This window comes from Arthrobacter sp. RT-1, assembly GCF_003367205.1.
In the GTDB taxonomy this organism is placed as follows: Bacteria; Actinomycetota; Actinomycetes; order Actinomycetales; family Micrococcaceae; genus Arthrobacter.
In genome coordinates this window covers 1-19,686 of sequence record NZ_QRGQ01000024.1, presented here as the reverse complement: position 1 = coordinate 19,686, position 19,686 = coordinate 1, and the positions used below count along the sequence as shown (strand labels likewise).

The 19,686-nt window shown below is 65.4% G+C and carries 18 protein-coding genes; 3 read left to right on the top strand and 15 right to left on the bottom strand.

The features are described from left to right. Positions 1-22: 22 nt before the first annotated feature. The 6 genes from nrdE to DXK94_RS15715 form a co-directional block, all read right to left on the bottom strand. Positions 23-2,143, bottom strand: a complete 2,121-nt coding sequence (gene nrdE / locus DXK94_RS15740; RefSeq protein ID WP_115525690.1) for a class 1b ribonucleoside-diphosphate reductase subunit alpha — start codon at positions 2,141-2,143, stop codon at positions 23-25. 20 nt (positions 2,144-2,163) lie between these two features. Next, on the bottom strand, positions 2,164-2,634 hold the full coding sequence (gene nrdI / locus DXK94_RS15735; protein WP_115525689.1) for a class Ib ribonucleoside-diphosphate reductase assembly flavoprotein NrdI: 471 nt from the start codon (positions 2,632-2,634) through the stop codon (positions 2,164-2,166). 109 nt (positions 2,635-2,743) lie between these two features. Beyond that, positions 2,744-2,989, bottom strand: a complete 246-nt coding sequence (gene nrdH / locus DXK94_RS15730) for a glutaredoxin-like protein NrdH (protein WP_066276552.1) — start codon at positions 2,987-2,989, stop codon at positions 2,744-2,746. Positions 2,990-3,335: 346 nt separating this feature from the next. Beyond that, complete coding sequence (locus tag DXK94_RS15725; RefSeq protein WP_115525688.1) at positions 3,336-4,697, bottom strand: class I SAM-dependent methyltransferase; 1,362 nt, start codon at positions 4,695-4,697, stop codon at positions 3,336-3,338. Beyond that, entirely contained in the window at positions 4,694-5,425 is a 732-nt protein-coding gene (locus tag DXK94_RS15720; protein WP_115525687.1) for a DUF1365 domain-containing protein, read from the bottom strand. Before DXK94_RS15720 ends, DXK94_RS15725 begins: the two co-directional genes overlap by 4 nt. Continuing rightward, a complete protein-coding gene (locus tag DXK94_RS15715) occupies positions 5,422-6,834 on the bottom strand; it encodes an NAD(P)/FAD-dependent oxidoreductase (RefSeq protein ID WP_115525686.1) in 1,413 nt (470 codons plus the stop codon). Before DXK94_RS15715 ends, DXK94_RS15720 begins: the two co-directional genes overlap by 4 nt. Before the next feature lie 95 nt (positions 6,835-6,929). Between DXK94_RS15715 and DXK94_RS15710 the strand changes: the two genes are divergently transcribed. Together DXK94_RS15710 and DXK94_RS15705 are read left to right on the top strand one after the other, a co-directional pair. Beyond that, entirely contained in the window at positions 6,930-7,847 is a 918-nt protein-coding gene (locus DXK94_RS15710; RefSeq protein ID WP_079596422.1) for a LysR family transcriptional regulator, read from the top strand. 45 nt (positions 7,848-7,892) lie between these two features. Beyond that, a complete protein-coding gene (locus DXK94_RS15705) occupies positions 7,893-8,399 on the top strand; it encodes a DUF2004 domain-containing protein (RefSeq protein WP_079596305.1) in 507 nt (168 codons plus the stop codon). Positions 8,400-8,544: 145 nt separating this feature from the next. Here DXK94_RS15705 and metE read toward each other — a convergent pair whose 3' ends face one another. From metE to DXK94_RS15660, 9 genes are all read right to left on the bottom strand, one after another. After that, the gene (metE, locus tag DXK94_RS15700) at positions 8,545-10,878 is read right to left on the bottom strand and encodes a 5-methyltetrahydropteroyltriglutamate--homocysteine S-methyltransferase (RefSeq protein WP_115525685.1); all 2,334 of its coding nucleotides are present in this window, start codon (positions 10,876-10,878) and stop codon (positions 8,545-8,547) included. A 59-nt stretch (positions 10,879-10,937) separates the two neighbouring features. Beyond that, the gene (locus DXK94_RS15695; RefSeq protein ID WP_115525684.1) at positions 10,938-11,903 is read right to left on the bottom strand and encodes a methylenetetrahydrofolate reductase; all 966 of its coding nucleotides are present in this window, start codon (positions 11,901-11,903) and stop codon (positions 10,938-10,940) included. 386 nt (positions 11,904-12,289) lie between these two features. Further along, positions 12,290-13,753 carry an HNH endonuclease signature motif containing protein gene (locus DXK94_RS15690; RefSeq protein WP_115525837.1) on the bottom strand — a complete coding sequence of 488 codons (1,464 nt, stop codon included), beginning with the start codon at positions 13,751-13,753 and terminating at the stop codon, positions 12,290-12,292. A 376-nt stretch (positions 13,754-14,129) separates the two neighbouring features. Continuing rightward, positions 14,130-14,885 carry a hypothetical protein gene (locus DXK94_RS15685; RefSeq protein WP_258868571.1) on the bottom strand — a complete coding sequence of 252 codons (756 nt, stop codon included), beginning with the start codon at positions 14,883-14,885 and terminating at the stop codon, positions 14,130-14,132. After that, the gene (locus tag DXK94_RS15680; protein ID WP_115525683.1) at positions 14,882-15,892 is read right to left on the bottom strand and encodes a vWA domain-containing protein; all 1,011 of its coding nucleotides are present in this window, start codon (positions 15,890-15,892) and stop codon (positions 14,882-14,884) included. Before DXK94_RS15680 ends, DXK94_RS15685 begins: the two co-directional genes overlap by 4 nt. Further along, the gene (locus DXK94_RS15675; protein WP_115525682.1) at positions 15,889-16,905 is read right to left on the bottom strand and encodes a VWA domain-containing protein; all 1,017 of its coding nucleotides are present in this window, start codon (positions 16,903-16,905) and stop codon (positions 15,889-15,891) included. The genes DXK94_RS15680 and DXK94_RS15675 overlap by 4 nt, the downstream gene beginning before the upstream one ends. Beyond that, positions 16,896-17,366 (bottom strand): hypothetical protein, encoded by a 471-nt coding sequence (locus tag DXK94_RS15670; RefSeq protein ID WP_115525681.1) that lies wholly within the window; start codon positions 17,364-17,366, stop codon positions 16,896-16,898. The genes DXK94_RS15675 and DXK94_RS15670 overlap by 10 nt, the downstream gene beginning before the upstream one ends. Continuing rightward, positions 17,356-18,252 (bottom strand): DUF58 domain-containing protein, encoded by an 897-nt coding sequence (locus DXK94_RS15665; protein ID WP_079596310.1) that lies wholly within the window; start codon positions 18,250-18,252, stop codon positions 17,356-17,358. The genes DXK94_RS15670 and DXK94_RS15665 overlap by 11 nt, the downstream gene beginning before the upstream one ends. A gap of 7 nt (positions 18,253-18,259) precedes the next feature. Further along, positions 18,260-19,267 carry a MoxR family ATPase gene (locus DXK94_RS15660; protein ID WP_115525835.1) on the bottom strand — a complete coding sequence of 336 codons (1,008 nt, stop codon included), beginning with the start codon at positions 19,265-19,267 and terminating at the stop codon, positions 18,260-18,262. Between the two features lie 141 nt (positions 19,268-19,408). Between DXK94_RS15660 and DXK94_RS15655 the strand changes: the two genes are divergently transcribed. Further along, on the top strand, positions 19,409-19,612 hold the full coding sequence (locus DXK94_RS15655; RefSeq protein ID WP_115525834.1) for a hypothetical protein: 204 nt from the start codon (positions 19,409-19,411) through the stop codon (positions 19,610-19,612). The last annotated feature ends 74 nt before the right edge of the window (positions 19,613-19,686 follow it).

The following is a 19,686-nucleotide window of genomic DNA, read 5'->3' as shown; positions in this document are numbered from 1 at the left end:
CACAAGTTAGTTGAAGGTGCAACTAAAGCATGCAGCTGACGCAGCCCTCAACCTCGGTCCCTTCCAGCGCGAGCTGGCGGAGACGGATGTAGTAGATGGTCTTGATGCCCTTCTTCCAGGCGTAGATCTGGGCCTTGTTGATGTCGCGCGTGGTGGCGGTGTCCTTGAAGAACAGCGTCAGGGACAGGCCCTGGTCCACGTGCTGCGTGGCAGCCGCGTAGGTGTCGATAACCTTCTCGTAGCCGATCTCGTACGCGTCCTGGTAGTACTCCAGGTTGTCGTTCGTCAGATAGGGCGCCGGGTAGTAGACGCGGCCGATCTTGCCTTCCTTGCGGATTTCAATCTTGGACGCCACCGGGTGGATCGAGGAGGTGGAGTTGTTGATGTAGGAGATCGAGCCCGTCGGCGGTACGGCCTGCAGGTTCTGGTTGTAGATGCCGTGCTCCATGACGGAAGCCTTCAGCGCGCGCCAGTCCTCCTGCGTGGGGATGTGCACGTTCTTGAACAGCTCGCGGACCTTCTCGGTCTGCGGCACCCACTCCTGCTCCGTGTACTTGTCGAAGAACTCACCCGAGGCGTACTTGGACTTCTCGAAGCCGCCGAACGTCTGGCCCGTCTCGATGGACAGCAGGTTGGAGGCCCGGATGGCGTGGTACACCACCGAGTAGAAGTAGATGTTGGTGAAGTCCAGGCCCTCTTCGGAGCCGTAGTGGACCCGCTCGCGGGCAAGGTAGCCGTGCAGGTTCATCTGGCCCAGGCCGATGGCGTGGCTCTGGTCGTTGCCCTTGGCGATGGACGGCACCGAGGTGATGTTGGACATGTCCGACACCGCCGAGAGGGAACGGATGGCCGTCTCGATGGTCAGGCCGAAGTCCGGCGAATCCATGGTCTTCGCAATGTTCAGCGAGCCCAGGTTGCAGGAGATGTCCTTGCCGGTCTCGTCGTAGGACAGGTCATCGTTGTACGTGGTGGGCTGGGAGACCTGGAGGATCTCGGAGCACAGGTTGGACATGATGATCTTGCCGTCGATCGGGTTGGCCCGGTTCACCGTGTCCTCGAACATGATGTACGGGTAGCCGGATTCGAACTGGATCTCGGCGAGGGTCTGGAAGAACTCGCGCGCCTTGATCTTGGTCTTCTTGATCCGGGAATCGTCCACCATCTCGTAGTACTTCTCGGTGACCGAGACATCCGAGAAGGGCATGCCGTAGACGCGTTCAACGTCGTACGGCGAGAACAGGTACATGTCCTCGTCCTTCTTGGCCAGCTCGAACGTGATGTCCGGGATGACAACACCCAGCGAGAGGGTCTTGATGCGGATCTTCTCGTCAGCGTTCTCGCGCTTGGTGTCCAGGAAGCGGTAGATGTCCGGGTGGTGCGCGTGCAGGTACACCGCGCCGGCACCCTGGCGGGCACCGAGCTGGTTGGCGTAGGAGAAGCTGTCTTCGAGGAGCTTCATCACGGGGATGACGCCGGAGGACTGGTTCTCGATCTGCTTGATGGGCGCGCCCACCTCACGGATGTTGGTCAGGGCGAAAGCCACGCCGCCGCCGCGCTTGGACAGCTGCAGCGCCGAGTTGATGGACCGGCCGATCGACTCCATGTTGTCTTCGATGCGCAGCAGGAAGCAGGAGACCAGCTCACCGCGCTGCTTCTTGCCCGCGTTCAGGAAGGTGGGGGTGGCCGGCTGGAAACGGCCCTCGATGATCTCGTCCACCATCTGCAGGGCGAGCTGCTCGTTGCCGCGGGCCAGGTGCAGGGCAACCATGCAGACGCGGTCCTCGTAGCGCTCCAGGAAACGCTTGCCGTCGAAGGTCTTCAGCGTGTAGGAGGTGTAGAACTTGAACGCGCCCAGGAAGGTCTCGAAGCGGAACTTCTTCTTGTACGCACGGTTGAACAGGTCACGGATGAAGTTCATCGTGTACTGGTCCAGCGTTTCGCGCTCGTAGTAGTCGTTCTTGACCAGGTACTCGAGCTTCTCTTCCAGGTCATGGAAGAACACGGTGTTGTTGTTAACGTGCTGCAGGAAGTACTGGTGCGCAGCCTCGCGGTCAGCCTCAAACTGGATCTCGCCGTTGGGGCCGTACAGGTTCAGCATTGCGTTCAGCTCGTGATAGCCCAGGCCCTTGTAGGCGGCCGGCATCTCAGGCTTTTGGGCCCTGGTTACTTCCGTGTCTGCGACAGTCGTGTCCAAAACGTGTCCAATCCATTGTTTACACGGGACACGTCGTCTGGCGTGCCCATTAATTCGAAGCGGTAGAGGTGCGGCACTCCGCACTTGGCGGCAATGATGTCCCCCGCCAGGCAGTAGTTGTCCCCGAAGTTTGTGTTGCCGGCGCCGATGACCCCGCGGAGCAGTTGCCTGTTCTGCGGGTTGTTCAGGAACCGGATGACCTGCTTGGGAACGGAGCCCTCTCCCCCGGTGCCGCCGTAGGTGGGCACCACCAGCACAAAAGGCCGGGTGGCGAGGAGGGGTGCATCCTTGGAGTACAACGGAATCCGGGCAGAATCGCGGCCAAGCTTCGACACGAAGCGGCTGGTATTCTCGGATGCCGAGGAAAAGTAGATGAGCTGGCTGCCGGTGGTGACTTGTCCTGCGGCATCTTGCTGCGGTGCCGGCGGGGACACCTCCACGCGCTGAGCCGCGTGAATTTGTCGAGCCGTGTGGTTCTGCTGTGCTGTTGGTGCTGCCATGGGAGTCACCTCAGCTGGTTGCTGGTTGCCGGCAGGAAAAACGTGCCCCTTAGGCCACGGAGGAAACGGCGGAAAGCGCCAGTTCTTCGATCTTGTCCGGACGGAAGCCTGACCAGTGGTCCTGGTCCGTGACCACAACGGGCGCCTGCATGTAGCCCAGCGACTTCAGGCGCTCGAGGGCCTCGGCGTCCTGGGAGATGTCAACGCTCTGGTAGGTGATGCCCTTCTTGTCGAGCGCGCGATAGGTGGCGTTGCACTGAACACAAGCAGGCTTCGTGTAAACCGTTACGGTCATGGTTCCTGTCCCCTTTTCTGGAAAACTTGCTCGTCCGGTGTTCCCGCCCAAGCTGTATCTAGATACTACATCTAGTGCAGACGCCTCTTAGGAACCCCAAGATGATGTATTACAAGTATGTCATTTAATGCACCTTTAATCCACAGGCAGGGGCCGCCAAAATGTCCGGAATCCCGGCGATTTCGCGGACGGAATCCACATGCTGTGGAGTACTTAGCCACATTTAACGCCCAGCGTGTCGTGGAAAAGACGGCGTGTCGGTCCTGGTGGTGACCTGCGTAAACACACCACAAAGGGGCCCCGAAGTGACCTTCGGAACCCCTCCTGGTGACCAAACGCACGGAAGTTAGAGCTGCGCCTCCCGGCGGTCCAGCACGATCTGCTGCACGTCCAGGTAACCGGACTGGAATCCTGCCCTGGAGTAGCAGAGATAGAACAGCCACATCCGCTGGAAGACGGCGTCGAAGCCCAGTTCGCCCACGTCGCGGGAAGCCTCCAGGAACCGTTCCTCCCACAGCCGGAGGGTGGCGGCATAGTGGTCCCCCATGCCCATCCGCTCCCGGACCCTCAGCGTGGTGTGCTGCTGCGTCACGCCTTCGATGGCGCGGACGGACGGCAGGAATCCGCCCGGGAAGATGTATTTGTGCACCCAGGTGTAGGCGTTGCGCGTGGCGAGCATCCGGCCGTGCGGCATGGTGATCGCCTGGATGGCCACCCTGCCGCCTGGCGCGAGGACGCGGTCGATGGTCTGGAAGTAGATGGGCCAGTATTCGTAGCCCACCGCCTCGATCATTTCCACCGAGACGACAGCGTCGAACTCCCCTTCCACAGCCCGGTAGTCCTGCAGCGCAACCGTGACCCGGTCCGAGTAACCGGCGGCCGCAATCCGGTCCTGGGCCAGCGCCTGTTGCTCGCTGGACAGGGTGACGCTGTAAACGGTGGCCCCGCGGGCCGCTGCCCGCAGGGCCAGCTCACCCCATCCGGTGCCGATTTCCAGCAGCCGCGTTCCGGCGCCCACCCCCGCTTTATCCAGCAGCCTGTCAATCTTGGCCGCCTGTGCTCCCGCCAGCGCGTCCCATCCCACCGAGGACAGCGGACCCGCCTGGAGCGGGAACAGCGCTGATGAATAGCTCATGGTTTCATCCAGGAAGCTGGAGAACAGATCGTTGGACAGGTCGTAGTGCCGCGAGATGTTGCTCCGCGTGTTCTGCTCCGCGTTGCGCTCCTGCCGGGGCGTGCGCGGCAGGTAGAGGGACCGCAGCGTCTGCAGCGGCGCCGGAATCAGGGTGCCAACGGAAGCGGCGAACACCTCCAGGACACCCGCCAGGTCATCGGCTTCCCAGTCCCCTGCCATAAAGGACTCACCCAGGCCGATCAGGCCGTGGGCGCCGATCCGGGCTTCGAACGCCTCCGGACGGCGCATGGTCATCACCGGCGCGTCCTCTCCGCCGATGCCCAGGACGGATCCATCCGGATATGCGACGCGCAGGGACAGGCGCTTAACGGCGCCTTTGAAGAGGAGTCCGGCGGCCTTTCCGGCCACGGCCGCTTTGGCGCCCGACGGCGGCTGGGCCACACCGGGCCACACCTCGCCGTCGATGGTGGCGGGCGACGCCGGCACACCTGCAGCGGTCCACGCTGCGGGAGTGTGCCGCACGGGTTTGTCCCCGAGCGCAGCTGCAGTCCCGTTATCGTCTATCAGTGTCATTGAACTGCCTCCTGTGAGGGGTGAAGTGGTCGGGCGACGACGGGCAGCCGGCGTGCCCATAGTTTGATGCCCTGCACCCGGATGAGTGCGGATACGAGAAGCGGCGCGGCCGGTACGGCGACCGCCGCGGCGAGAATGTTGCGAACGCTGGCCGGGTGCCGGCGGCCGTCCATGGTGGCGACGAATGGCCGGTGGCCTTCCCGCTCAAGCACAATCGACACAGCCAGGCGGTCATCCGGAGCGGGCAGCTTCATGCGGTACTGGCCGTCCACGTCATTGAAGGGTGAGACGTAGAAGACCTTGGGGACGGAGGCCCGGCCCGCAGGATCAGTCCGCAGCAGGTAGCAGTGGCGTTCGCCGTAGGTGTTGTGGACTTCCGCCACCACGCATTCCAGCTCGCCGCTGGACCGGTAGCACCAGAACAGGGTCAGCGGGTTGAAGACGTGGCCGAACACCCTGGCGCTGGCCAGCATGTGGATGGCGCCGCCGTCGGGCTCTACCCCCTGCGTCCGCAGGTACCGCTCCACGTTCGAGCGGATGGTGGCGTCCGGATCCCCCAGATGGTCTCCCGCGCGGAACACGGCCAGCGGCCGGAGCAGGAACGGCAACCGGGGAAGCAGGTCAACGTCAACCAGCCAGCTGTAGCTGCGGTAGGTGAACGCATTCTTCAGCGGGCTGTGCCGCACGTGGGAGATGGAGGTGCGGTAGATGGCTGAGCCGGTGGTCATGCAGGTTCGCCCGCTGCAGCAAGTTTCCGCCCGCCGTCATCCGACGCTGCAGGCCCGGCGGCCGTAACGGAAGCGGGCAGCACGGGAACCCAGTGCCGGCCCAGCTTTTCGGCGGCCCGGACGCCGGAGAGCGCACCGTCCTCGTGGAAGCCCCAGCCCAGGTATGCGCCGGCATAGGCAATGCGGCTGTCACTGAGCGCCGTAATTGCCTGCTGCGCCTGCAGTGATTCCGGGGTGTACTGCGGGTGCTCGTAGACCATGCGTTCCAGCACGGCGTCCCCGGCAATCAGTTCCGACTCCCCCAGGCTCACCAGGTAGGGGCGGCCGTCCCCCTGTTCAAGCCGCTGCAGGCGGGTGAGGTCGTAGGTGACCAGGACCTTGTCCGGCCTGGCCCCGCAGGACGGGAGCCGGTAGTTCCAGGACGCCCTCGCGTTTTCGGCGGAGGGCAACACAGCAGGATCCTGGTGGAACACGGTGTGGTTGACGGAGTAGGGCATCCCGCCCAATGCCTCTTTTTCGTCAGGCGTGGGGTCGGCCAGGAAGCCAAGTGCCTGGGCCGGGTGCGTGGCAACCACGACGGCGTCGAAGTCTTCCAGCCCACGGTCCGTTGCGAGTTCCACGCCGTCGGGCAGGCGCCGGATGGCGGTGACAGGGGTGTTGAGCCGGACGTCAGTCAGGGTGGCGGCCAGTTTTTCCACGTACCGGCCGGAACCGCCGGTGACGGTACGCCATTGCGGAGAGCCCTTGACGCCAAGCATTCCGTGGTGGCGGAGGAACGTGAAGAGATACCGTGCCGGGTAGGCCAGCGCCGTAGTGGGGTCGCAGGACCATACCGCGCTGACCACCGGGGTCATGAAGTGGGAGATGAAGTACGGGCTGAAGTTTTCGCGGGCCAGGAACTCGCCGAGGGTCAGCTCCGGAATGTTGGCTTCGCCGCTGACGGCGGCGGCAGGCGCGGTGTTCAGCAGCGCGCGTGCCTTGCGGTAGAAGCGGGTGATCTCCAGCAGCATCAGCAGGTACCGGCCCCGCAGCAGGGACGACGGGCGGGCGAAAATTCCGCGGGCACCGTCGCGGGCGCCGGCATATTCCAGCCCGCAGCCGTCGCACCGGATGGACATGCTCATCTCCGAGTCCTGGGTTTCGACGCCCAGCTCGGCGAACAGCCGCAGCAGCGTGGGGTAGGTCCGCTCGTTGTGCACGATGAACCCGGTGTCCACGCCGAGGATCGTGCCGTCAGGTTGTGGCATGTCATGGGTGTGGGCATGGCCGCCCAGCCGGGAATCCGCTTCGAAGAGCGTAACGTCGTCCTGCCTGTTAAGGACGTAGGCGGCGGTCAGTCCGGCCACGCCGCTGCCGATGACGGCCACGCGCCGCCTTCCGCCTCCACCTGCTGCTGGGTCTGGTGACAATTCATGCTCCTCTGCTGAACATTTGCCAATGGTTGGATATACAGAGGGCAATTCGAAGCCGGTGATGGCGCGGATGGGTGCAGTACTGTGGGCTGGTGGTAAATCCGGTACACCTGAAGACCCTGATGGAGGTCACGCGGCTGGGCTCCTTCGCGGCCGCCGCGTCAACGTTGGGCTATACGGCCTCTGCCGTCTCCCAACAGATGTCCGCCCTGGAACGCGACACCGGCGTCGTCCTGTTCCAGCGCTCGGCGCGGAGCGTGGTCCCCACGGAGGCCGCCGTCGTAATGACCCGGCACGCGGCCAAGGTGCTGACGGACATCGAGGCGCTGATGGCTGCCGCCGCCAAAACCCAGGACAGCGCCAGCCAGGAACTCCGGCTGGGAATCTTTCCCAGCCTGGCGACGTACGTCCTGCCCCGGATCCTGAAGAAACCCGCGTGGAAGAACCTGGGCATCGACCTCAAGGTGTCCGTGGCCGAGCCGGGCCAGACCATCCAGGGGCTGCGCGCCGGCGGTGAACTGGACCTCGCCGTGGTCTTCCAGGTGGGCCAGACCGGTGTGGCCTGGCCCGCCACCATCAACAGGCAATGGATCGGCGACGACGACTTCCGGGTGGTGCTGCCCGCCGGCTGGGGCTTCCGTCCGGACGCGAAGGTGGCGGCAGACCATCTCTCCGAGATGCCCTGGATCATGCACCACCCCGGCACAAGCGACGCCATGGTCATTGAACGGCTCTTCGCCGGCTGCAACCTTCATCCACGAGTGGTGGCGCACAGCGACGACTTCCACGCCAGCCTGGAGATGGCAGCCGCAGGACTGGGCGCGGCACTGGTTCCCGAACTGGCACTGCGGAACAAGCCGGCGGGTGTGGTGGTGCTGGACGTCCCCGAAATCCGGCTGGCCCGGAACGTTTTCGCGCTGCTGATCAATGACCGGAAAACCGCACGGGTGCAGCTGTTTGTCGACCTGCTGGCAGAGACGCTCGCGGGAATGCGCACCTCAGTAAATTAGGCCTGAACGCTGGAATGCACCGCTGTTCGGGTCTATGTTGAGAATATGAACAAGGTAGCGAGCCAGCACTTTGGCGAGATTGAGCTCAATCACGGCAGGGATCACCTGATCGCCGCCAAACATGAGCTGCGCGGCCATCCACTGGAACTCGACCTGAACATCACGGCCCACGACCACTTTGACGAAGCCGCACTGCGCAAGGTGGACTACCGCCTGCGGTTCCTGCCCGAACTGGTGGACGAGGTCCGGGACATGATCGCCGAGGAGCTGGACCAGGAAGGCACCAGCCCACAGGAATACCTGCAGTTCCATTGCAACGCCCTCAAGGATGAGCACCTGCACAAGGTCTTCGGCGTGGAGAACCGCAGCCAGCTCACCAAGGATGTGTTCCTCAAGGCACTAAAGCTGGGACACGTGGGGATCTACCCGGGCCAGCCGGAACGTTACTTCGTGATGGACTTTACGCTCGGCCAGCACTTCACCGATGAAGTCCTGGTGGCCTCCGCGGACGAAGACGGCGTGGTGGACGACGAGATCGTCTGGGAATCCTGAATTTGCAAACGGTGGTTGAGCCTGTCGAAACCTGACGGGGTTTCGACAGGCTCAACCACCGAGCACAAGGCGACGGCGGCCGGTCACCTTAGTGACCGGCCGCCCGTCGTTGGTGGTTGAGCTTGTCAAAACCCCTACTGTTGTCTTACTGCGCTGCTGCTTCCAGCAGCTCCGCGCGGACCGCCTGGGTTGCCTTGACCAGGTTTCGCAGGGACTCTTCGGTCTCGACGTAGCCGCGGGTCTTCAGGCCACAGTCCGGGTTGACCCAGAGCTGGCGGGACGGGACGTGCTTGACGGCGGTGGCCAGGAGTTCAGTGACCTCGGCTTCGCCCGGAACACGCGGCGAGTGGATGTCGTAAACGCCGGGACCAACACCGCGGCCGAAGCCGTGGGACTCGAGGTCGTGGACAACCTCCATGCGCGAGCGTGCAGCTTCGATGGAGGTCACGTCGGCGTCCAGGCCGTCGATGGCGTCGATGATCACGCCGAACTCGGAGTAGCAGAGATGGGTGTGGATCTGGGTGGCGTCGGCGGCACCGGCGGTTGCCAGGCGGAAGGAGTCCACGGACCACTTCAGGTAGTCCGCGTGGTCTGCCTTGCGCAGCGGGAGGAGTTCGCGCAGGGCGGGCTCGTCCACCTGGATGACCTTGATGCCGGCGGCCTCGAGGTCGGCAATCTCGTCGCGCAGCGCAAGGCCAACCTGGTTGGCGGTCTCGCCCAGCGGCTGGTCGTCGCGGACAAAGGACCAGGCCAGGATGGTGACCGGACCGGTGAGCATGCCCTTCATCGGCTTGCTGGTCAGCGACTGTGCGTACTCGGCCCAGGCAACAGTGATGGGGGCGCTGCGGGTGACGTCGCCCCACAGGATGGAGGGGCGGGTGCAGCGGGAGCCGTAGGACTGGACCCAGCCGTGGACCGTGACGTCGAAGCCTTCCAGGTTCTCGGCGAAGTACTGGACCATGTCGTTGCGCTCGGGCTCGCCGTGGACCAGGACGTCGTAGCCGAGCTCCTCCTGCAGGTCGACGACGCGCTTGATCTCGTCCTTCATGAGCTTTTCGTACTGCTCGTCGGTCAGGTCACCCTTGTTGTTGCGGGCACGGGCAGAACGGATTTCGGAGGTCTGCGGGAAGGAGCCGATGGTGGTGGTGGGCAGCGGCGGCAGGTGCAGCGCTTCTTCCTGGGCGGCTTCACGGACCGAGTACTCGGAGCGGCTGAAGTCGGCGGCGGTGAGGGCTTCGGTGCGGGCGCGGACGTCCTCGCGGCGGACACCCTCGGCGGTGGCGCGGGAAGCGATCACAGCGGAGGCTTCGTCGATGGCTGCCTTGGCGGATGCGGGGTCAGCCAGGTAGGACGCGAGGGTTTTGACCTCGACGGCCTTCTGATCGGAGAAGGCCAGCCAGCTGCGGAGCTGCTCTGAGAGCTGGGTTTCCTCGGCTGCATCGTGCGGGACGTGCTGCGTGGACGTGGAGGTGCTGACGGTGAGCTTGCCGGCAGCAGCCTTCAGGGCGTCCAGCTTCGCAGCTGATAGGGCGAGGTCGTTCCGCCAGATATTGTGGCCGTCAACGACGCCGGCAACGAGGGTCTTGTTGCCCAGGCCAGCCAGGGCGGCCGCGGACGGAACCGCGCCCTTGAAGACATCGATGTGCAGGGCGTCGATGTTGGTGGCGGCGAGGGTGCCGAGCTGGCCGTCGAGGGCGCCGTACGGGGTGGAGACGAGGATCTGCGGGCGGTTGGCAGCGGCGGTGAGGACCTCGTAGGCACGGGCGACGGCTGCTTCGATTTCGGCGGCGGGGGTGTCCTGGTCAACCACGAGGGCGGGCTCGTCGAGCTGGACCCAGCTGGCACCGGCAGCGGCCAGCTTTTCGAGCAGCTGGACGTAGACGGGCAGGATGTCCTCGAGGCGGGACAGCGGAGCGAAACCGGCCGGCGCGTCGTCGGAGGCCTTGGAGAGCAGCAGGTAGGTGACCGGGCCCACGATGTACGGGCGGGTTTCGATGCCGTTGGCCAGGGCGAAGGCGAACTCGTCAACCTTGGCAGTGGAGGCGAGGGTGAAGCTGGTTTCCGGGCCGATCTCGGGCACCAGGTAGTGGTAGTTGGTGTCAAACCACTTGGTCATCTCCAGCGGCTGCTGTTCCTTGTTGCCGCGGGCCAGCGTGAAGTAGCCGTCGATGTCCAGCTGTCCCTCTTCGTTGAGGAGCTTGCCGAAGCGGGCCGGCACGGCGCCGAGGTGGGCGGTGGTGTCCAGAACCTGGTCATAGTAGGAGAAGGTGCCCGGGACGGCTGCGGCTTCGGTCAGGCCGAGTTCCTGCAGGCGCTTGGCGATGGTCAGCTGGATGTCCTTCGCGGCTGCGTCCAGTGCGGCTGCGTCGATCTTGCCGGCCCAGTAGGCCTCGACGGCCTTCTTGAGTTCGCGGCGGCGGCCGATCCGGGGGTAGCCCAGGAGTGAGGCGGAGGGGAAGGGAGTGTTCTGTGAAGTCATGGCAGATTCCTAAAGGTGGGAGCTGTAATGTCTGAAGGCTGTGCTGTGCTGAGGGATGATCAGCTGGCGAGCTGCGGGCGCGCCGCAACGCTATGGCGGCTGGCTGCCCGCTGGTGCCGCGGAAGGGCGAGCTTGTCCAGCACCTCGAGCGCGCTCTGGTGCTCATTGAAGGTGTAGAGGTGGATGCCGGGGGCTCCCGCATCCAGTGCCGCATTAGCAAGGTCGACAGTGGCGCGGACGCCGATCCGGAGACGTTCGATGTCGTTATCGGCAGCAGCAAGCCGCTCCAGCAGATCCGGAGACGGCTCCACGCCCGCCAGTTCGCCCAGCCGGGTGACCCGGCGGAGGCTGGTCAACGGCATAACGCCCGGGATGATGGGGATGGTGACCCCGGCCCGGCGGGCCCGGGTCAGAAGGCTTACGTACTGCTCAGCGTCGAAGAAGACCTGGGTGATGGCGAAGTCAGCACCGGAACGCTGCTTGGCAAGCAGCACTTCGATGTCGTGTTCCTCGCTCGGCGACTCCGGGTGCCGTGTTGGGTAGGCTGCTACGCCCACGGCGATTTTTCCGGCGCACAGCAGGGCCGACCTCCGCTGTTCAACCCGGCGAATAAGCTCGATCAGGTCCTGGGCGTAACGGAGTGACCCTTCTGCCGGCTGGCCGCCGTCCTTGGGCTGGTCACCGCGAAGGGCAAGGATGCCACGCGCACCGATGTCCAGCAGTTCGCCGATGATCCCCGCCAGTTCCTGCGGCGTGTTGCCCACGCAGGTCAGGTGGGCGATCGGGCGGAGGGTTGTTTCCAGCAGGAGCCGGTGGATCAGTTCCACGGCGGTGTCCCGATTGGAGCCGCTGGCCCCATACGTGACGGAGACGTAGTCCGGTGCGGTGGTCTCCAGTTCCCGGATAGTGGTCCAGAGCGTTTCAGCGGCAGCCGCTGAACGCGGCGGGAACAGCTCGTAGGAAAGCGCCACGGGAGCGGCGTCGGTAAGATTCGGGTGTGCGTCAATAAGGCTTGGTGGTGACATTTGCGTCCTTGGCTTTGGGCCATTGAGGGCCAGCCGTCAGCAGATGTGACGGCGGGTCGGCAATGAATTGAGTTTGGGGAACACGAAAAAACTCCACAGGAACGCAGCCGCGACTGTTACGCCTGATATGGAGTTATCCGTGAGCAAATGTCAGGCCCACATGGGGGCACCCACACCCTCCACAAGGAGGATCGCTGACACGTTACCGCGGTAACTTGTATACGACTCTAGGAGCGGCCGGGAGAGCATTCAAGTCGGCCTTCGAATTAAGACGCAGCTTTACGCCTTATTTCGCAACGGGACAGAATTATCTTCGCCGGCTCAACCTCTTTTCTACCTGCCCTGCGCCGGCGCGAAGTCCAGCCCGCCGGCTGATGTCGAGACCATTAGCCGGCGGGCCCCGCACGACCCAGTATCTGGACGGCGGGCTTCATCGCTTCCTGGCGCCGAACCGGTTCCCGGCCTGGGTCATGAACGGTACGACGGCGGATGGCCGGCTCAGTTCCAACTCTCGCCTGTGTGCCGGGCACCGCTTTTCGATCGGGCGACGCTGGGGGCAGCGGCGCCTGATGTTGACGAGCCTCGGGCAGAGGGGCCATATCCCGTGAAGTCCCAGGCAGTGGGGGTGCTGTGGAGTGGTAGGTGTGGCCTGTTGGTGTCCGGGTTTCGACGGTGTGGCGGGTTCCGGGGATGGGTTTGGCGGTCCAGCCGGGGTTTTCCTTGGTGTGGTTGCAGGTTTCGCAGAGCCCCTGGCCGTTGGTGCTGCTGGTTGGTCCGTCGTTGTGCCAGGGGATGACGTGGTCGTCATGCCTAATGGGCGCGTCGCAGTAGGGAGTCCGGCAGGTATCGTCCCGGACTTGCAGGAAGCGGCGGAGCCCGGGCGGGAAGAACCTGGCTTTTGAGTCCATCGCGACCAGCTCGCCGCTGCCGGGGGCTGTGTAGAGCCGGCGGACCCAGACGGACAATTCATGCTGATCGGGAGAACCGGAACCAGAACCAACAGCAGTGCCAGAACCAACGTCCGGGGCGGCCATCCCCGCTGAACCGGTGCCGGTTGTCCTGTTCAGGATGGTTTCGCGTGCCCATTGTGCGGGGACGATGCCGTAGCCGGTGAGCCGGGCGGGTTCGCTGTCGCCCTGGAAGAGGGTGCGGTCGGTCACGACCAGCTGGATGTCGATCCCGGTGATCCCGCCCGGGGTGCCGGTGACGCGTTCGACCAGGAAATCGGCCATAACCTGGCCGCGGGACCGTTCATCACCGCGGGATCGAGCGACATCAGCGTGCCGGGCCAAGGACGCGTACGCGGCCACACCCTCGGCAACGGGCAGCAGGGCTGTCAGGTAGGTCATGGTGTCCGGCGCCGGACGAAGGCTCACAGTGCGTTCGGTCACGGCACGGCTGGCCCGCCGCGCCACGGACTTCGGGTCCCGCCGGTACGCCGCGGCACGGACCGCGGAAACGATGGCACGGTCCCCGAACCCGTCAAGGGTGCCGGTGTCCGCGGCGAGCTCCTCGTCCACCGCGCACCGGTCGTCCACGGACAAGCACACGGTTTCCTTCACCAGCAGCGTGGTCCGCCACTCATTCAGCCGACCGGACCGAAACGCCTCAAACGTGCGGGGCATGTCCCGCATGGCCTTGGCCAGGCCCAACAACCGTCCGCCCCGGGCTGGTGATTCCCGCCGCGCCAGCGCAATTTGGGCACCCACGCCGGCACCGAGTTCAACGGCAGGGACCCCGGCGGCGACTTGGACCCGGCGCTGGAACAGGTCGAAAGCAACAGCAATATCGGCCTGCTTCGCAGCCGCAGCCGATTTCAAATCCTCAAGCTCCCGCAGCTGATCAATCATGCCCGCACCATCAGCACACAAAGGAACGGCATCCAGGGCAACCCGGACATCAGCGATCGACGGGATACCCGAATGGTCCTCCAAGGCTCCGGCGACAGACGGGACACCCGCAAGGGCACCCCGGACGGCGGCAACGCGGGGCACAGCAGCATGGGCCGCCGGGGCGTGGACATCCATCGGGATATCCGCCATAGCTTTCCGGGCGGTGGCCACCGAGGGCGCCGCAGGAACAGGCCGCACACCGAGAATGCCCGCCCCGCTCAACCCTGCCAAACCCCCAGCCGCTTCCATAGACAAAGTCTTCCAGCAGGGTGTGACAATCGCCGGGAGCCCAAGTTCCTATGTGGAAAACCGGGTAGTCACCTCACATCGTGCACTACCAGGGGCGGTCCGGCCCTGGGGCGTAGTCATTGTCGCGCAGGTACTCATCCCGTTCGCGTGCACTGTTGCGTTCGCGCTCGGCCTGCCGTGCGCTGTCCCCGAGTTGCTCCAGCTGGCTTTCCTCGGGGGATTCCTGTTCCTCCGGGCCGTCCTGCTGTGCTCCTTCGGGTGACTCCGCTGCCTGCCCGGCCGCGAGCTTTTCCTTCAGGCGCCCTTCCGCCTCGGCCAGCTGCTCCCCGGGCTCCCCCGCCGCGCCTGCGGCGAAGCATCCCGCAGGTGCGGCCTCCGCCACCGCCAGGGCTTCCCCGTACAAAACAGCGGCCGACGCCGGGCCCTCCTCCCGGAGTTGGGCGTCACCGATCTGTTCAATGGCCAGGCTGAGGTTGACGCGGACAATGCACTCGTCAGAAGATCCCCGGGGCACCCTGGCCAAAGCGTCCTCAAACATGCGCCGGGCCGCAGCGAAGTCCCCGGCCAAAGCATGGCCACCGCCTGCCGCGAACGGCGCCTTGTGGGGTTCGATGACGTTCGCCAGGCCCAGTGCTTGGGCTGCCGTTCCAACCGCCGCTGCGTCCCGGGCAGCAAAGGCGCCGGCAGCCTGCCCCGCAAGGAGGTTGAGGCTGAGCAGCTTCCCCGCCACGCAGAGCAGGAGCAGCACCGGTAATGCCGACCACAGCAGGAGATGCCGCCGCCGCTGCACCATTAAATCGCGGTTCGCGTTGTCTTCGGTTGACCCGGGTCTGGCCATCATTGAACTTTCTCCCCCGCCATATGAGAGCGGTGCGGAGAACGAGTGGCCATCCGAGGTTCGGTGACTACCGCGTCAGGAAGGGGCCGCAGTTCACGGACCCGCCGAAAGAGGGTGCCCGCCTCCAACAGGCCCAGGACAAAGGCGCCGGCCGCGAAGACCCAGTAAAGCTCTGTTCGGCCCGGAAGGGATTCGGCGTCCTGAGTGTGCTCCAGCGCGCCGGGCCGGGCCTGCTGCAGCATGGCGGCAGGCGGGTCACCGGCCGCCCGGTGGACGTACGGCACATCCAGCTGCCCTGCGATCTCCCGCAGCCTTCCCTCGTCGATGCGGGACACGGCGTCCCTGGTAGTCCCGCCGCTGCGGTCCTGGACGTACGGGACGCCCTGCGCCGCGCCGTCGTAATCCCTCCCGGTGTTCTCCTTCATCCGCCCGCCGGCCTCAGTGCCGTAGCCCAGCACGGCTCCCCCGGCCACCGGCCCGTTGTCCGGCACCAGCGGTTCCGGTTCGTCGCCGCTGGTCTGCTCGCCGTCGCCAAGGTAGAAAACAAGGAGCGGACGTTCGGGATGGCTGTCCCGCGCTGCTGCCAATCGCTCGCCCAGCACCTGGCGGGCGGCTGTGATGCTGCTTCCTCTGGCGTAGGAGGTCACCTGCGGCTCAAGGACGGACGTGATGGTTTCCAGGGCCAGGGTGTCGGTGGTCAGCGGCATCCGGACATGCCCCTTGGTGTCGAAGGTGATCACGGAAAACCGTGCTCCCGGCAACCCTTCGGCGATGGCCATGATGTCCTGCCGCACGCCGTCCATCCGGGGCGCCCCGTTTCCATGGTCCTCCGCCACCATGCTGGTGGTTGTATCCACGACGAAGAAGACGTTGAGGTCCGCGGTGGCCGCCTCCGCCGAGCCTCCCGGCAGTCCCGGGCGCAGGATGGCACCGCACAGCAGCGTCACCAGCAGGCCACGGCGTAGCCAGGGGCTTTTGGCGATTCGGAGTACAGACCTGCGCCCGGTCATAGCCGCAACCGCCACAACGCCGTGCAGAGGGCAAGGCCGGACAGGAGGGCAGCGGTCAACGGAAGCCGGGGTTCGTCCGAGACGACGGCGCGCGGCGCACCCTTCAGCGCTGCTGTTTCGGTTTCCTCCACCGCCGCAACGATGCCCGGGATGGCGTCCGGGTTGTCCAGCGCGTAGTAAGCGCCGCCGGACAATTCTGCAGCAGCCTTCAGCTGCGCCCCTGGCTGGTCGGCACCGGAGCCGTAGTCAAAGTCGCCCGGGTTGAGGGCGTAAACGCGGACTGCCCTGTCCTTCGCCAAGGCCGCCGCCTCGGCAAGGGTCATGATGGGTTCACCCGAAAGGAAATTGTCGGTGGCCAGCACCACGGACCGCGAGCGCTGTGCCGCATCCGCGTCCGGGGCGCTGCCTGCTTCAGTGCGCACCCGCGCGAAGCTGTTCAGGCAGGAGGCCAGGCCGTCACCGATCAGGGATGAGCCGCGGCCGCTCCAGGTCCCGTCCAGGAATCCGGAACTGCCGGGTTTCCCGTCGAAGGCGTCCCGTGCCAAGTTCAGCTGCTCCTGGGCATAGCCGTAGTCGTCCGTGAGTGGAAAGACCTGGATGGCCGTGCTGTCAAAAATGGTCAGGCCGATCCGTTCGCCATCAAACCCCTTGGCGAGGCCCGCAAAAACGTCCACGACCGACGCGTCGGCACTGCTCATGGACCCCGAGGCGTCCAGGCACAGCATGATGTCCCGGTTATGCTGCTCGGGGCGGGTGGTGGTGAGCTCCACCGGCCGCGCCGCCGCCACCGCGGTAGACACCAGCAGCGACGCGCAGGCGAGCGCGGCAACTGCCAGCCACCGGCGGTGCCGCCGCAGTGCCGCCTGGTATTCCGGCAGGGTGGTGAGCCGGTCAACGTGCGCCGCCGGCCGTCGTCGTGCTTTGTCCTTTCGACCGGACCGGACAACGGCCCACCCGAAGGCCGCCGCGGCCAGGAGAGCCAGCGGAACAACCCACCAGAACATCAGCTCCATGTGCTCACCGCGTTCCGGGCGCTGGCGGCGGACACGGCGACAGACGGCAGCGGCTCCATGCCGAACTGTGCCGGGTACAGAATCCTCACGACGGCGGCGGGTGCAGGAAGCGGGTGGCGTTCCAGGTCCTGGCGGGTCATCCGGAGCGCGTCCACACCCGTGGCGTCACGGACAAAGCTGCGGAGCAGGTGGCTGATCTCGTGGTGTGCGGCACGGAGACTGAGGTTCCCGGCAGCGGCATCCCGTTCGACGTCGTCAATGCGCTGCAGGTAGGCCGCCTTGAGCACTGACAGATCAGTCAGGGCAGCGGAACGCCGGACCCCTTCCGCCATCCGCGGGCGGCGGGTGGAAGCAAAGACGACGACGTACCAGCCGGCCACCAGGGCGACGAGTGCAACGCCTGCCCACATCCATACCGGGCTGTACTGGAGCGGACCGTAAAAACCTGGATCAGCCGGCACGGCGGTGCCTTTCCAGGAGGGCGAACAGGGCGGTGACCACGTCCTGGCTGCCGTCCACCTCGCCGTGGGTGATGCCTGCCTGGCGGAGCATTGAGGTGCGCGCGTTATCCCGTTCAGCAGCAGCCTTCGCGTAGGCGGCCGCTATCGGGACGGACTGTGCCAGGTGTCCTGGAAGGACCGCGGAATCGGTCACGCTGTAGAAGTCAGCGGAGTGGCCGCCCGCACTGCCAGGACCTGGTACCAGCTCGGCGTCGCGGACGGTGAGCCACAGGATTTCGTGCTGCGCCCGGAGCCGGCGAAGCAGCTGGCCCAGTGCCGGGCTCGCCTGCACCTCGTCAGCGACGACAAAGAGGAGATTGCGTCCCTTGACCGTCCGTGCCACATGGTCCAGCTGGTCCTCGATCCTGCTGGCGGCTGCGTTCAGCGTGGCATGCTCACTGACATGCCGCAGGAGCCGTTCCAGATGCGCTTCCCCCGCCTTGGCGGGGATTGTCCTGGTGCCGGCGGAGTCGCCGCTGACCAGTCCCACAACGTCGCCGTGCCGGTGGGCCAGGTACCCCATCACCCCCAGTGCCATGACGGCGATGTCCTTCTTGGTCTCCCCCGCCCTGGACAGGGCCGACATGTTCCGCCCGGTGTCCGTGAGGAGGAACAGCGTCTGCCGGCGGACCGCCACATACCGCCTGATCAGCGGGGATCCGTGACGTGCCGAGGCCTTCCAGTCAATGTCCCGCACTTCATCTCCGGGGACGTACGCGCGGAGGTCGTCGAAGTCCAGGCTGCGGCCGCGGAAGACGGAACCGTACTCACCGTCGAGCATGCCGCGGGCTTTGCGGTGCGCGAAGATGGTCATCTTCGACTTCACACGCAGGAGGAGGCTGGGCACGCCGGCCTCAGGGGGTCTGGACGGCGGCGACGACGGCGTCAATCACCGATTCCACCGGCACCTGTTCGGCCACCGCATCAAAGTTGAGGATCAGCCGGTGGCGCAGGACCCGGTGGGCCAGTGCCTTGACGTCCTCGGGGAGGACATGGTCCCGGCCGTTCAGCAGAGCCACCGCGCGGGCGGCCTGGCTGAAGGCGATGCTGGCGCGCGGGCTGGCACCGAATTCGATGAAGCCGGCCAGCCGTTGATCGATGTATTGGTGGGCGTTGCGGGTGACGAAGACCAGTCCCACGATGTAGTTGATGATGGACGGGTCAATGTAGATGCGGCGGACCAGTTCCTGGACCCCGGTGACGGCATCCAGCGAGGCCGCTGCCGGGGGCGTCTGTTCAGCGGTGAAGACCCCCGCGTCGATGCGGCGGATGATTTCTGCTTCCTCGGCCGGCGACGGGTAGTCCAGCACGTCCTTGAGCATAAAGCGGTCCATCTGGGCTTCCGGGAGCTGGTAGGTGCCCTCCTGCTCGATGGGGTTCTGGGTGGCCAGCACCAGGAACGGTGAGGGGAGCCGGTAGTCCTGGCCGCCGATGGACGTCTGCCGCTCCTGCATCGCCTCCAGCATGGCGCTCTGGGTCTTGGCGCTGGAGCGGTTGATCTCGTCCAGCAGCACGATGTTGGCGTGGACCGGGCCCAGCTGCGTGACGAAGGTTCCCTTGGCAGCGTCATAGATTTGGGTGCCCACGATGTCGCTCGGCAACAGGTCCGGGGTGCACTGGATCCGGCGGAACTCCGCGCTGACCGCTTCAGCCACGGTCTGCGCCGCCGTGGTTTTGGCCAGGCCCGGAACGCTTTCCAGCAGGATGTGACCCCCGGTCAGCAGTCCCACCAGCAGCGATTCCCGAAGCCGGGCCTGGCCCACCACTTTGGCCTCGAAACTCCTGGAGATGCTGGCCACCACCTGTTGTGCCCGGGCCAGCTCCGCCGGTTCGATTCTCGCGGACGCGCTGGTCTGGAGCACTGTCATTCCCCCTGGTGAACTGTTGATGGCTGTGCCGGCCGGACGGCTGCACTCCGCCCGCCATCCTATCCAAGTCCCCGCCCCCGGGTCCGGCAATGGGGACCCCTCCCCATCCGGGGAATGCAGGTCTATCCTTTTGCCATGAGTGAGCTTCCAGCCAGCTACAAGGAGTTTCTCGCCGACAAAAGCGAGATGTTCATCAGCACCGTCAAGCCTGTCCTGCAGCAGTCCGCGGCAGACCGGCTTCACGGAGTCCGGGTTGTTTACACCCCCGGCTCCACCGGCCACCAGGCACACCTCGACGACAGCATTCCCTTCGGCGTGGTGGTCGAGGACATCGACTAGCCCCTCACCGCTCCGGACAGCGCGAAGGAGCCGCCGGCGCCCCTGGCCACAATGACGTACAGGGCCAGCACCGG

What these genes read in the sequence shown, in the direction of transcription:
- nrdE (WP_115525690.1), bottom strand. Translation starts at nt 2,143, where the DNA reads ATGCCGGCCGCCTACAAGGGCCTGGGCTATCACGAGCTGAACGCAATG.
- nrdH (WP_066276552.1), bottom strand. Translation starts at nt 2,989, where the DNA reads ATGACCGTAACGGTTTACACGAAGCCTGCTTGTGTTCAGTGCAACGCC.
- DXK94_RS15725 (WP_115525688.1), bottom strand. Translation starts at nt 4,697, where the DNA reads ATGACACTGATAGACGATAACGGGACTGCAGCTGCGCTCGGGGACAAA.
- DXK94_RS15720 (WP_115525687.1), bottom strand. Translation starts at nt 5,425, where the DNA reads ATGACCACCGGCTCAGCCATCTACCGCACCTCCATCTCCCACGTGCGG.
- DXK94_RS15705 (WP_079596305.1), top strand. Translation starts at nt 7,893, where the DNA reads ATGAACAAGGTAGCGAGCCAGCACTTTGGCGAGATTGAGCTCAATCAC.
- metE (WP_115525685.1), bottom strand. Translation starts at nt 10,878, where the DNA reads ATGACTTCACAGAACACTCCCTTCCCCTCCGCCTCACTCCTGGGCTAC.
- DXK94_RS15695 (WP_115525684.1), bottom strand. Translation starts at nt 11,903, where the DNA reads ATGTCACCACCAAGCCTTATTGACGCACACCCGAATCTTACCGACGCC.
- DXK94_RS15690 (WP_115525837.1), bottom strand. Translation starts at nt 13,753, where the DNA reads ATGATTGATCAGCTGCGGGAGCTTGAGGATTTGAAATCGGCTGCGGCT.
- DXK94_RS15685 (WP_258868571.1), bottom strand. Translation starts at nt 14,885, where the DNA reads ATGATGGCCAGACCCGGGTCAACCGAAGACAACGCGAACCGCGATTTA.
- DXK94_RS15680 (WP_115525683.1), bottom strand. Translation starts at nt 15,892, where the DNA reads ATGACCGGGCGCAGGTCTGTACTCCGAATCGCCAAAAGCCCCTGGCTA.
- DXK94_RS15675 (WP_115525682.1), bottom strand. Translation starts at nt 16,905, where the DNA reads ATGGAGCTGATGTTCTGGTGGGTTGTTCCGCTGGCTCTCCTGGCCGCG.
- DXK94_RS15655 (WP_115525834.1), top strand. Translation starts at nt 19,409, where the DNA reads ATGAGTGAGCTTCCAGCCAGCTACAAGGAGTTTCTCGCCGACAAAAGC.